Source organism: Sulfurovum iocasae (assembly GCF_047716765.1).
Classification (GTDB): Bacteria; Campylobacterota; Campylobacteria; order Campylobacterales; family Sulfurovaceae; genus Sulfurovum.
The window spans coordinates 1467197-1479580 of the sequence record NZ_CP180410.1 but is presented as its reverse complement, the minus strand read 5'-3'; the positions used below and the strand labels follow the sequence as shown (position 1 = coordinate 1479580).

Here is a 12384-nt window from a genome sequence, read left to right as displayed (position 1 = left end):
GTACGGTTATTTTACCAACATGGTATGGATGGCATCGAACGGCTTCTTTGGATGCTCAAGATACTCCTGGCACCGTTGAAGATATAAACGGTAAAGTTTGCATCCATACTCTTCTTCAAGTGACTGAAACAGCTCATAAGCCTCTTTGATCTTACCTTGCCGATAAGTTTCGAGAGCTGTTTTGTAGAGATACAACTCATCAGAACGCTTCTCTCCCTCATCTAAAGGCATGACCTCAAATACTTCTACCGCTTCTTTTTTACCTTTCACACGTACAAGATCAAGCGGGCGTAACGTATACTCTTTATGTAACAGCTTTTTTGTATCTTCCGAAATAATAATAGTAGTACCATAAAGTTTATTGAGTCCTTCAAGGCGTGAGGCAAGGTTGACGTTATCACCGATGATCGTATAATCCGAACGACCGACAGAACCCATCTCTCCTACAGTGACCAAGCCCGTGTGAATACTGATACCTATGTTTAATGTGACAGCAAACTCTTTCTTCAATTCTTCATTCAGTTGCTTAAGTATTTTGATCTGTACGAGTGCTGAAGTAACTGCTTTGTCTGCATAATTTTCTACTTGATTGGGTGCATTCCAATATGCCATAATGGCATCACCGATAAACTTATCGACAGTACCTTCACGATCGGATATTTCATTGACAATAGGTGTCATATAACGGTTTAGCAATGCAACTAGTTTTTGAGAGGAGCCAATATTTTCACTGATCTGCGTAAATCCCCGGATATCACTGAAAAAAACAGCTACATTTTCATCACGTACCTTTAAGATATCATCATTGCCATGTTTGATCAGATCATCCATAACTGCTTTAGAGACTTTTTTTGCAAAGATATTCTTGAGTACTTCACGCTGGCGGGATGTGAGAATATAATCAATACTGACTGATAATATTAAGGTTGATATAAAAGCTAAAAGCGGGAAGAGAAGATTAAGGACAATACCCAGATCAAACAGGAGATAAAAGAAGATATTAAACAGTAAAAACCCCACAGCTATGGCAACAGGCAGCAATAACCATGAGTTTAAATAGGAAAAAAGAAAGGTCAGAAGAAAAACCATACTCCAGATAACCAGCAGATCATACACTATCACATCGAGAGGTTCATGCAGGAAATCTCCTTCGAGTATATTATCAAGCGTATTTGCATGCACTTCAACACCTGGGATCGTACTGTCAAAAGAGATTGATCGCAGATCAGAAAGACCCACTGCAGAAGTGCCTACCAAGATAAATTTTCCCGTGATCTCTTTGGTATCAAACTTTCCATTTAAAATATCTGTGGCGCTGATATACTTGAAATGTCTTCCTGCACCTCTGAAATTTACAATTAAACGACCTGCATGATCTGTTGGAATAGTGAAATCACCAAATTGGATCTTCTGAACACCTACTTCATCACCATGGATCTCAACTTTGGAGGTATCACTGTAAATGCGTGCCATTTCCAGAACAAGGGAAGGATACACTATACCGTCATAACGCATGATCAAAGGTACACGATAGATCATACCGCCAGCATCTGGAATATTGTTGAAAAATCCACTGCTATAAAACTTCTCCTGCAGTACATCAATATTTAAGACAACACCTTTAGGCTGTAACATACTGTTATTGTGCTGTAAGCCTATCTCCAGGAATACAGTTGGGATCAGTGGTACCTTATCCTGATCATTTTCTTCAAAGGTAAAAACATAACCTCCGACCGTTGGAGTAGATGAGAGAGTCTTTGCCAAAATAAGATCATAGTTATCCAGGTTAGCTGTATTGTCTTTTATCTTTAAGGCAATACGGTGTGGTGATGTCTGATCGGGCTCTGCAAAAACAATATCCAAACCGATAATGCCGGCATCTGCATCACTGAGTTTGTTGATCAACTCTGATACAACAGAACGTGGCCATGGCCACTGTCCAAACTCTTTTAAAGAGGCTTCATCAATATCAATGATCACTATCCTGTCACTTTTGGGAAGTTCACCACGAATGTTAAATAAAAAGTCACGAAGATTATTGTTGAGAGAAAAAAATGTTTGTGGTATAAAAAGATATGCCCATGAAAGCAGCAGTGCCAGTATCAATGCTGCACTGCTCTTTATCAAAAACTTGGACATTATGATGATGGTTCTATTGCTCTACCGATCCGGAAACTCAACAGTTGGTTCTTCAAGAGGCACTTCTGGCAGATTACGTATTTTCTCCTGAATTTCCTGTTGCGCAGCATCTGAGATCTCATCGGCTTTTATCTGGTCAATATTTCCTTTTCTATAGACAGTTTGCAATCCTCTGTTTATAGAAAATGCTTTGATCTCTGCTTTTCCATTAGAAAGTTCGAGCATCATACCTGCATCAACCCTATGAGTAATACCGCCCATAGAGACATTCAGTTTGCCTTTATAACATGTTATTGTCTCTTTTCCCTCTGACATCAGTGCAGAGAAATCGGTACCTCGAATCCCGATCGTTGCTGAAGCAGTTTTAACTTTGAAGCGTTCCGGTGCCAATTTGCCGATCTTTCCTGTAACAGAGCGGAAAAAACCACGGTCAATATGCATTTTAACTTCACTGTCATTTTTACCGCCAAATTTATAGGCGTCAAAGACAAAAGTAGAATTTGGTCCTATCGTTACAATAGTATTGTCTTTTAAGATCACCTGTACCCGTGATCCGGATGTAGTGACGATCTTGTCTTTGATCTTTAATGCCATTCCGTTTTTAACGTTTAGGGTGTTACTGCTACGTACAACGGTCGCAGTACCTTTTAAGGCTCCAATATTTCCAATATTTGACCATAGAAAAGCTGTTAATGTCAAAAAGAAAAAGAAAGTTCGCATTTTTTACCCTTAAAAATTGTATTTAATACCGAGCATAACAATATCTTTGTCATACTCTGCCAATTCATAGTTTGAATTGTTCTTGGAATAACGATAAAGAAGTGATGCTTCCATCGTATCAGTAAGCATCCGACTCACTTTAAACTCTGCCTGGTGATAATCATCACTTCGTTTGTCTCCACCACTCTCGATAATATCATCATACTTTGCATAACGATAGCGGTAATCGAACCTGGCAATAAACCACTCTTCTACATTATAATTAACACCCATAGCAACTCTCGTCGTCTCTTTGTCTGTAAATCGTAAGCTATTACTGTATTTAGCAGAATAGTTGTCATAATTTGTACTGATATAAGCAAAGTTTTTTTCAAAAAGCCAATAGAGACCTACACCGATACCTGTTACAGAATCATCTCGATTTCTATCCTCTTCTTCTAAATAACTGCGCTGGCTATATCTTGCATTGATATTTCCAATAAACGATTTAGAGAGTGTAAAATTTATTCGAGGATCAATACTGACACTTTCCAGAAGATCACGGTCAAGGTAATGAATATATCCGTAACTGATAGGAAGAAAAGCGTCATAGAGATCGTTGCTATAACCTAAACCGATGTTGGCTGAAACTGCAAAAAGATTGTAGTAACTTGCATCAGCATTATTCTGATAAAAGATATCAGCATCACTACGCAGATACCAGCCACCTTTTTCATTCAGCTCATGGGTATAACTCAGACTGCCCTTAAACTGTGTAAACATCGTATCTATCTCTTCCCCCAAGTGCGGAAGATCCAGATCACCCGGGCTGACATTAACATTTGAATCATAACCCATTTCAATACTTGCTGACGTTTTTAGATGCTCAATATCATCCCCGTAAAGAGTCTTTATTGATGTACGCTGTGCCGGAGTCAGCTGATAATTCTCCGTACTTTTTAACATTTCGTCTGCCAGTTCATCACGATCCGAGCCAGCATAAAACTTCACTAGATGTACACGCACTTCAGTGTCATTAGGGTCAAGCATAAGTACCCGTTCATAAGCACTCATTGCCGTTTCATCTTCTCCCAGAGCTTCAGCACTCTTCGCCCATAGTAGATGGAGTTTTGGGTTTCCATATTCTGACGTAGTTTTTTGTGCTTCGCTAATAGCCTGTGCATATTTTTTTTGATCATACAGGGTTTGTATCTCTGCTATACCCGCTAATAGTGTGATGGGTACCATAAGTAACAAGGCTGTTATTTCTTTCATATTTCTTCACCTAGAGTATAGATGGCTGTAACACCATTGTTATGACTGCTTCCATAAATATCTTGAATAGTACCAGATACACTGATCTTTTCTGTACCGTCTAACGTCTTAATAGTAGGGTTTACATTTAAATGCACCGTACTCTCATTCTCCAGCTTCATATCAAAAGGAACAGAATCTCCATTCATAGAAAAGATAGCAAAATCACTTTCACTGACGGTTGACGGATCCAAATGTTCGGAGAACTCAATACGGACCACTTGACCGGTATAACTTACCGATACCACAATCAGATCGATAACAGAAAAATTCCAGCTTGTCAGGCCATCATAAGCATTACCTGAGAAATCTTCCACTGTGCCCTGCAGGGTTACAGTGTAACTGCTACCTTGGTCAAGATCGTTATGTGGTACAAAATGCAAAGTATGATCACTTATCATCGTTGTTCCATTCACCATTATATTCGTATCACTATTTTTTAGCTGCAATACCCCATCACCAGCTATATCCTCATCAAATTCCATAAGGATCTCTGTTGTTGCAAGGGCTTCTATGCCATCACCGGGTGTGACTGAGAGCAATGAAGGTGATATGTAATCTGGAGCCGATGCTGTCAGGAAAGGAAGGGTAAAGGTGTTTTCTAAAGTACGACCTTCTATATCTTCAACAGTTGTTGTCACAACAACAGAATATGGTTTATTTGGTAAAAAAAACTCATTGGGGATAATGCTGACCGTTTTTTCTGTAACCGTTAAGGCAGCACTGATGGGAACATTATTTTCATCTGTAATATATACAGACGATTCATCTACTGTTGATTCATCAATAGCTGCTGAAAATACCAGCATTACATATTTATTTATAGCAACAGGTACATTACTTGAATCAGAAGCTGTAGATACACGTAAATATTTTGAAGCATCTGTTTGAACATCTCCTTCACTGCTTGTATTGCCGCAGCCTGTCAATATAAACATGAATGTCAATAAAAATGCTGATAAAATTTTCACATACAACCCTTTTTTGTTAATTCTTATAGCTTCATGTTTACATGTTACTCTAGATTTAACCCTCTATATATAATATTAACTTTATTTTATATTAATTAACTTTAAAATATGGATTTATCCTATTAAAATTTAAAAAAATACCAATTTTGCAAAGAAACGCACTTGCAGAGCTTAATGAATCTATTAAATCAATGGGAGTATAATAAAATAAATAGAGTGAAAAGGAGAACATATGGCAACATTGCAATCATATGGAGCTGCAGAAGTCGTTACCGGTTCCTGTCATTTACTGCAGTTACAAAATGGGATCAATATTTTGGTTGATTGTGGAATGTTTCAGGGAGAAGTAGAAGAACGTAATCATAACCCTTTTGGATTTGACCCCGCAGATGTGGACTTTCTTCTTATCACGCATGGGCATCTGGATCATGTCGGGCGTATTCCTAAATTGGTCAAAGAAGGTTTCAAAGGAACGATCATTACACACCGCTCAACGATGGATCTTGCTGAAGTGATCATGCTTGACAGTGCGCATCTGATGAAAGAAGGATACAAAACCCGCTATAGAAAGGCACAGCGTCGTGGAGAGGAAGAAAAGGTAAGAAAGCCTCTTTACACTGAAAATGATGTTCGTACTGTCTATCATTGTCCTATGATATTTGCTTCTTACGATGAACCCATCGATCTAGGGCATGGAATTTTTGTTAACTTTAAAAATGCCGGGCATATTCTTGATTCAGCGATCATTCAAGTGATATTTGAAGAGGATGGAGCGAAAAAAACAGTTGTTTTCTCCGGGGATCTTGGTAATGATGATGACCTGGTCATGCCTTCACCTGATATCATCGAAGAGGCAGATGTTCTTTTCATCGAATCTACTTATGGAGACAGAAACCATAAAGGGGTGAAAGAGAGTGACCTTGAATTGCAACATGTAATACAAAAAACATTTATGAATAACGGAAACGTCCTCATCCCCTCTTTTGCCATAGAGCGTACACAAGAGATACTATGTATGCTTAAACAGATGTATAACAGAGGTGAACTGCCTGTGTGTCAGATCTTCCTTGATTCACCCATGGCGATACGTGCGACAGATATCTATAAACGATATCACGAAGAGCTGAGTGAGTGTTGTAATGAGTTTTTGGAACGGGATGGTACTATCTTTGATTTTCCCTATCTGTATTATACATCCAGAGTACAAGACTCTATGAAGATCAATGATGAAGATTCTCACTGTATCATCATCGCCGGTGCAGGCATGTGTAATGGTGGTAGGATACTGCAACACTTTAAACATCGTCTGTGGAATGAAAAGAATGCGCTTGTATTTGTAGGGTATCAGGTACAAGGTACGCTTGGACGAAAGATCGTAGATGGTGCCAAAAAGATCAATGTCTATGGTGAAGAGGTGATCGTTAAAGCCGAAGTACACACCATTAACGGATTCTCCGCACATGCAGATCAAAATGGCCTCATAGAGTGGATGAGTAAATTCACGAAGCTAGATAAAATTTTTCTCATCCATGGAGAAAGAGATAAACAAGAGATATTCCAAAAAGAGATAGAGAGACGTTTGCATAAAAAAGCACATATTGTAAAACATGGAGAGAAGATCGGTATTTAACCGCTAGAGTAAAGCCTGTGATAACTTTTAGATTATCGCACACTCTAAGAAGATCAATCTACAGGCACATATATGAGGACATCCGTTGGTGTTTCTCTTAAGATAGAGGCAGCTACACTTCCGAGCAATGCTTTAAAAAAGCCTGAAGTACCCCGTGAACCTATCACTACTAGATCGTATGATCCTTTGTTGATATATTTAAGCAGTGCTTCTTTACTATTTAATTTTCCATCAATTATTTTACCTTTTTTAATAGAAAGATCTTTCATGAATTTTTTTAGATCATTTTGGGCAGAAATCTTTGCAGCTTTATTATATTGTTGTATATCGAGACCTTCCAACGTATAAGAATCTGCAGTGTAAATACCTGCTGCATAAAAAGCTTCATAAGTATGAACTGTATTAATTTTTACAGCTGAGAAAATATTTTTTGCAAAGAGAATACTCTGTTTCGATTGTGCTTGAAAGTCTGTTGGTGCCACAACATTTTGATATGGACCCTTTACACTGTTCTTAACGATCAAAATGGGTACATGACTTTGATTTGCTACTTTTTCTGCTGTTGTACCCAGAAACTTCTTTTTACTTTTTTTATTTGTGCCTATCACTACCATATCTGCTTTGAGTAGTTTTGACTCGTACTGTAAGATATCATCAGCATCCCCTTCTCTTACAACGATAGAATAAGGCACTTTATCATCTTTGTTCAATGCTTTTATCTTTTTTTCTATTTTTTTTGTGATACCTTTTATATTAACAGTTAGCTCTTTGCCGCCAAAATAACTTGGTACAGAGAACCAAGGTGTTTCTACAGCATGAACAAGGAACAACTCTGCTTTATTTCGCTTTGCCAGCATCAATGCTCTTTTTAAAACATTGTTTGATTTTGCAAAAATATCTATACCTACAATAATTCTTTTTAACTTTTTCATACTCTAACCTACCTTTTTATCAAAATTCTTCTGCAAACTATTTCTACTTTACACTTATCCTCTCTTTTATAATATCATATTTTTAAGAAAGAGTCATCAAATTAGAATATTTTAGAGATTCAATATAATTTTTCAATGACGCTGTCCCTACCAAGACGATAAACATCAAAATCATTGGCAATAAAAAGTTTACCTTCATAACTACGCTTTATTTCATTATAGATCATCTCTACACCTATAGTACTATTCTTGTTATATCGAGGGTTAATATGGTTAGCAATCAGATTTTTAACACGCTTTGCCTGGACTTCTATGCCAAGATCTTTTGCAGTAGTATGCAACACTTTTACAGGAAGGTTATCGTATGTCTCTTGCGTATAGGTACACTCATGTACCAGCAGATCAAGATCTTCCATGTATCTGCCCAAAACATCCGGTCTGCTGTTATCTCCTGCTATGATCAACGATCTTCCCACTACAGGATCCAGCATAAAGACCTTTGGTTCCAGTTTCTCCCCTTTAAAAGTGATACTTCTTCCCCTTTTCAATTCAGCGTAAAGCGATGATGGTTCCAGTCCTATTGCTCTCAATTTCTTTTCATTTAGCTTGTTGCATATATCGTTCTCTTTAATATAAAAAGCAAAACTCTCTATGGAGTGTACCAGAGGCAAAACTTTCAATGAAAATTTATCAAATACAAATGTCTCTTCAGCCTCAAATTCTGTGACCTTCAGAATATATCCGAGATGTTCTTCTGAGATATCAAGAACACACTCCAAAAACTTTTTGATCCCTTTTGGACCGTATATGTTCAAAGATCTAAAAGCTTTATCAAGCTTTTTGGAACTCAACAACCCCGGAAGTCCATAATAGTGATCTCCATGCAGATGTGTAATGAAGATAGTATCAAGTTTCCCAATGGAGAGTCTGCTTCGTATGATCTGATGCTGCGTTGCTTCTCCACAGTCAAAAAGATACCACTTGTTATCTTGATCAAATTGCAGTGCAAGTGCAGATACATTTCTTTCTTTAGTTGGTTTTCCAGCACTTGTTCCTAAAAATGTCAGTTGCAAGATATCCTCCTTTTATTTACTTGATACATGTAATATTATACTGACAATAGGTAGAAAACAGAATTATGAATATAAACTCCCTGCCTACCATTACCGAATATTGACCTGTATCAACAAATTAAATCGATCTTTTTGTACAATATTCAATGACAACAATCAAAGCTAACAAAATCGAAAGGCTCAAAGCCACGCTGAAACCTTTTGACTTCTTTCCTGAGATCAGCAGTCTTGACCTGAACAATCTCACAGAAGAAGAACGTTTCTATCTCAAAAACTTTGGTATCTACAACCATAAACTTGCTCCGGAAACTTTTATGATCAGAGTTCGCATCACAGCCGGGAGAATAGCTATTTCCCAACTGACACAACTCATTCAGCTTTCCGAGGAATATTCTTTTAGGATGATGATCACTGTACGGGCACAGATTGAATTGCATGGGATAGATGCAGACAATGTTCTAAATCTCTGGAAAAGACTCGAAGAAGCAGGTTTTACTGCCTGGCAGACACTCACAGACAACTTCCGTAATATTGTAACCGATCCCTTCGATGGTGAGGACATAACAAGCCAAATAGAGGTCTATCCACTGATAAAAGAGATGGAATCTCTCTTTTTAAAAAACCCAGACTATGTCGGTACCCTACCCCGGAAATTTAATACAGCCATCTGTGGCACTCTCGAAAGCAGCCACTCCTTTTTCAGTAACGATCTCCATTTTGCCCTTGCCAAAAAAGAGGATCTTTGGGGTTTCAATCTCTATCTCGGAGGCAAAAACAGCGAAATGGCTCAGGATACCGATATTTTTGTTATCGTAGAGGAAACTGTTCCTCTCTTTGAAGCAGTCATTAAAACCTATATGAACCACGGACTCAGAGGTACACGATCTAAAACAAGACTTTTTCATCTGCTTCAAAAGATCGGTATGGACAGCTTCAAAACCCATTTACAATCTTACTATCCCAAAGCCTTACAAAGTGCAGGAACACTTCAAACAGAAAAATCCTCTACCCGGGAATTCACATCCCTTCATGATGATCGATATGCCTTTTGCTATTTGAGTCGTTTTGGTGAGATCGATGTGGGTGAACTCTCCATGCTCACTAACTATGCCTCCTCAGAAAAACTTTCAATTCGCCTGGGTATTGATCAGAATATCTATCTTTTTGGACTCAAGGAACCAAAAATACCTTTCAAAAACCTCTTTACTCCTACCCGACTCTCTGTATGTGCAGGAAACAGATATTGTGATCTTTCCCTCTTCGATATGAAAGGAGAAGCGAAGATGCTTCCCCTTGAGCGACTGAAAACACTCAACGTTTCTCTTGGCTACAGCGGTTGCCTGAAGGGCTGCGGCAAACATCAGCATGTGGATATCGGTCTGGTAGGACTGCGTACTGCCATTTTTGGTCCCACACAAAAAAGTGTACGCTTTTTCATTGGCGGTCAATACACCTATGGTGAAGCACCCGCCAGATTGATTCTGTTTGCTGTACCACTGCATGGGCTTAATGATTTGATACATGTGGTTCTGGATGAATTCGCACAGAGCGGCTACAGCGATTTTGAGTGCTTCAGCCAAGAAATTCTCAACAGATTCTCTACCAGTTTTCTTGCACTATGGTTTCTGTCAAAACTCTATTTTGGTGAAACAACTTCCCTTAAAGTACTTCGATCCGATCCTACGAGTAGCCATTCAACTGAAGAGGAGAAGAAACTGATCAGATCTGCCTTTCCCAAACTTGAACTTACAAATGATCAAGACACCCTTTTTCATAAAGAGATACGACAGATCAATCAGATGCTTTGGGGAGAAAATTACGCCACTGACTAAGCATCTCACTATTTAAAAGAACGAGAGAAGGTTAGATGTGAGTGAAAAAAGATGTAGGACTAGCTAGTTAATCCAAAGGTTTTTTTGCTTACAGGTTGCCTTCTCTCGTTCTTCCCGAAGGGTGTAGTGCTTTCGCCCATACTCTGCGTTAGATTTTTTCGAATTCGCTAAGGCGAGTCCTTCAAAAATCTGCCTTGATTATGAACGAAATCACTGCATTAAATATTGAGATGCTTAGTCAGTGGTGTAATAGATTAATCTCTCTCTTTCCAGGCATGCCAAATAGAATGGATATTGCTTTTGGATTTTGGCAGTATTATAGTGATAGCGATATTTTCCACCATTTCAATCACTAAAAAATAGATTGCGATATGAAACAAAAGAGCGTTTTCAAAGCCAAGAAGCATGACAACACCGGCACTCATCAGTACAGCAGAAACTTTAGTGATCCAGGTATGATAACTGGCAAGCTTTCCAAACTTTGCCAGAGCAAAAAAAGCGGGTAATATATAGATAATGATCACTGCGATAATATAGTAAAGTTCCGCTTTAATAAGATTCGGCCAAAGCCACCAGGCAGCCAATGGTGTACTAAGATAGGTTAAAATATCTCCGTAGCTGTCAAGTCTTGCACCCAGTTGGCTTGTTTGATCCAGCATACGGGCAATAATCCCATCAAGCGCGTCTGAAAGTAGCATCAGTCCTAAAAGTACAAAAAAGAGACCTGGCATCTCAAGCCAACCGGTAAGCAGCAAAAAAGGTGCTGCAATGATACGAAAAAGGCTTAGTATGTTTGGGATATTCAGTACCATCGCATTACCTGAAAAACTTTCCAAAAAGATATAAAAGAAAAGATAAGACAATACTGATAATGATCGAAGTTGTGATAGGAAAGTAAAAAGAGGTGTTCTCTTTTTTATACACTATATCACCGGGAAGTCTGCCCAATGCAAAAGGGAGTTTATCACTAAAACTAAGAATAATACCAATGATCACGATCACAATTCCTATGAATATAATACCTTTTCCAATCTCTACCATTCTAAAAGCTCCCTTTTCAAAGTAGATTTTTGAGATTTTCCAAAGAATTTATATGCAAACTACTATATAGCATCTTTCTTCATTACAAAACTTCTCTATTTGACACTACCATATCAAACTGCTCAAAAAATGATGAAGAGGAACACTACCCTCTTCATCGTAAAAGATTATTTGATCTTGATCTTCTTAGTCTCTTTTTTGCTTCTTTTCATTTTCGGTATCACTACCTCAAGTACACCGTCCTTCGAATTTGCTTCGATGTTTTCAGCATCTGTATTTTCAGGAAGTGTAAAGCTTCTTTGAAACTTACCGTAAGAGCTCTCCATCTTGTAGTAATCTTTCTCTTTGACCTCTTTTTTGGTTTTTCTCTCACCCGAGATGGTCAAAACATCATCTTTGAGATCTACATGGATATCCTCTTTTTTGACTCCCGGCAGATCTACCTCTACATGATAGGCATACTCCCCTTCTCTCGTATTGACAGAAGGTGCAAAGCCGGAAAGAGTTGAAAGTTCACCAATCTCAGGAAACCTAAATGCACTCTCCATTCTTCTTTCCAAATCTCTAAAATCTCTCATCGGGTCAAATTTTGTTAATAACATAGTATTTCCTTTATGATTTTTTCATATCTCATACAAGATATATTACAACTATACCGAATCCGGTCTGCTTCTGTCAACTTATAGTGTAGATTTTTAAGGTAGGCTCAAGCAAAACTGTATGCTATAATAGAGTGAGACACTTGTAAGTTGC

The 12384-nt window shown here is 38.2% G+C and carries 11 protein-coding genes; 2 read left to right on the top strand and 9 right to left on the bottom strand.

Features of this window, described 5'->3' with window-relative positions:
• Window positions 1-6: 6 nt before the first annotated feature.
• From ACLHDG_RS07225 to ACLHDG_RS07210, 4 genes are read right to left on the bottom strand one after another with little or no spacing between them, the layout of a single operon-like run.
• The gene (locus tag ACLHDG_RS07225; RefSeq protein WP_415405514.1) at window positions 7-2139 is read right to left on the bottom strand and encodes a CHASE2 domain-containing protein; all 2133 of its coding nucleotides are present in this window, start codon (window positions 2137-2139) and stop codon (window positions 7-9) included.
• Between the two features lie 21 nt (window positions 2140-2160).
• Window positions 2161-2859 (bottom strand): FecR domain-containing protein, encoded by a 699-nt coding sequence (locus ACLHDG_RS07220; protein WP_415405513.1) that lies wholly within the window; start codon window positions 2857-2859, stop codon window positions 2161-2163.
• 9 nt (window positions 2860-2868) lie between these two features.
• Window positions 2869-4113: a surface lipoprotein assembly modifier gene (locus ACLHDG_RS07215; protein WP_415405512.1), complete on the bottom strand. Its 1245-nt coding sequence runs from the start codon at window positions 4111-4113 to the stop codon at window positions 2869-2871.
• Window positions 4110-5123 (bottom strand): Ig-like domain-containing protein, encoded by a 1014-nt coding sequence (locus ACLHDG_RS07210; protein WP_415405511.1) that lies wholly within the window; start codon window positions 5121-5123, stop codon window positions 4110-4112. The genes ACLHDG_RS07215 and ACLHDG_RS07210 overlap by 4 nt, the downstream gene beginning before the upstream one ends.
• A gap of 232 nt (window positions 5124-5355) precedes the next feature.
• On the opposite strand from ACLHDG_RS07210, the gene ACLHDG_RS07205 reads away from it, so the two are divergent.
• On the top strand, window positions 5356-6753 hold the full coding sequence (locus tag ACLHDG_RS07205) for an MBL fold metallo-hydrolase RNA specificity domain-containing protein (RefSeq protein ID WP_415405510.1): 1398 nt from the start codon (window positions 5356-5358) through the stop codon (window positions 6751-6753).
• Between the two features lie 53 nt (window positions 6754-6806).
• Here ACLHDG_RS07205 and ACLHDG_RS07200 read toward each other — a convergent pair whose 3' ends face one another.
• Both ACLHDG_RS07200 and ACLHDG_RS07195 read right to left on the bottom strand, forming a co-directional pair.
• Window positions 6807-7685: a universal stress protein gene (locus ACLHDG_RS07200; protein WP_415405509.1), complete on the bottom strand. Its 879-nt coding sequence runs from the start codon at window positions 7683-7685 to the stop codon at window positions 6807-6809.
• Between the two features lie 119 nt (window positions 7686-7804).
• Entirely contained in the window at window positions 7805-8758 is a 954-nt protein-coding gene (locus ACLHDG_RS07195; RefSeq protein WP_415405508.1) for an MBL fold metallo-hydrolase, read from the bottom strand.
• 146 nt (window positions 8759-8904) lie between these two features.
• On the opposite strand from ACLHDG_RS07195, the gene ACLHDG_RS07190 reads away from it, so the two are divergent.
• Window positions 8905-10590: a nitrite/sulfite reductase gene (locus ACLHDG_RS07190; protein ID WP_415405507.1), complete on the top strand. Its 1686-nt coding sequence runs from the start codon at window positions 8905-8907 to the stop codon at window positions 10588-10590.
• A gap of 254 nt (window positions 10591-10844) precedes the next feature.
• Here the strand turns inward: ACLHDG_RS07190 and ACLHDG_RS07185 are convergent, their stop codons facing one another.
• The 3 genes from ACLHDG_RS07185 to ACLHDG_RS07175 all read right to left on the bottom strand — a co-directional run bounded on the left by ACLHDG_RS07185 (window position 10845) and on the right by ACLHDG_RS07175 (window position 12233).
• Window positions 10845-11402 (bottom strand): CDP-alcohol phosphatidyltransferase family protein, encoded by a 558-nt coding sequence (locus ACLHDG_RS07185; protein ID WP_415405506.1) that lies wholly within the window; start codon window positions 11400-11402, stop codon window positions 10845-10847.
• 4 nt (window positions 11403-11406) lie between these two features.
• Window positions 11407-11631 (bottom strand): DUF2905 domain-containing protein, encoded by a 225-nt coding sequence (locus ACLHDG_RS07180; protein WP_415405505.1) that lies wholly within the window; start codon window positions 11629-11631, stop codon window positions 11407-11409.
• A 167-nt stretch (window positions 11632-11798) separates the two neighbouring features.
• The gene (locus ACLHDG_RS07175; RefSeq protein WP_415405504.1) at window positions 11799-12233 is read right to left on the bottom strand and encodes an Hsp20/alpha crystallin family protein; all 435 of its coding nucleotides are present in this window, start codon (window positions 12231-12233) and stop codon (window positions 11799-11801) included.
• Between the last annotated feature and the right edge of the window lie 151 nt (window positions 12234-12384).

What these genes read in the sequence shown, in the direction of transcription:
- ACLHDG_RS07190 (WP_415405507.1), top strand. Translation starts at nt 8,905, where the DNA reads ATGACAACAATCAAAGCTAACAAAATCGAAAGGCTCAAAGCCACGCTG.
- ACLHDG_RS07220 (WP_415405513.1), bottom strand. Translation starts at nt 2,859, where the DNA reads ATGCGAACTTTCTTTTTCTTTTTGACATTAACAGCTTTTCTATGGTCA.
- ACLHDG_RS07200 (WP_415405509.1), bottom strand. Translation starts at nt 7,685, where the DNA reads ATGAAAAAGTTAAAAAGAATTATTGTAGGTATAGATATTTTTGCAAAA.
- ACLHDG_RS07185 (WP_415405506.1), bottom strand. Translation starts at nt 11,402, where the DNA reads ATGGTACTGAATATCCCAAACATACTAAGCCTTTTTCGTATCATTGCA.
- ACLHDG_RS07175 (WP_415405504.1), bottom strand. Translation starts at nt 12,233, where the DNA reads ATGTTATTAACAAAATTTGACCCGATGAGAGATTTTAGAGATTTGGAA.
- ACLHDG_RS07205 (WP_415405510.1), top strand. Translation starts at nt 5,356, where the DNA reads ATGGCAACATTGCAATCATATGGAGCTGCAGAAGTCGTTACCGGTTCC.
- ACLHDG_RS07215 (WP_415405512.1), bottom strand. Translation starts at nt 4,113, where the DNA reads ATGAAAGAAATAACAGCCTTGTTACTTATGGTACCCATCACACTATTA.
- ACLHDG_RS07225 (WP_415405514.1), bottom strand. Translation starts at nt 2,139, where the DNA reads ATGTCCAAGTTTTTGATAAAGAGCAGTGCAGCATTGATACTGGCACTG.
- ACLHDG_RS07180 (WP_415405505.1), bottom strand. Translation starts at nt 11,631, where the DNA reads ATGGTAGAGATTGGAAAAGGTATTATATTCATAGGAATTGTGATCGTG.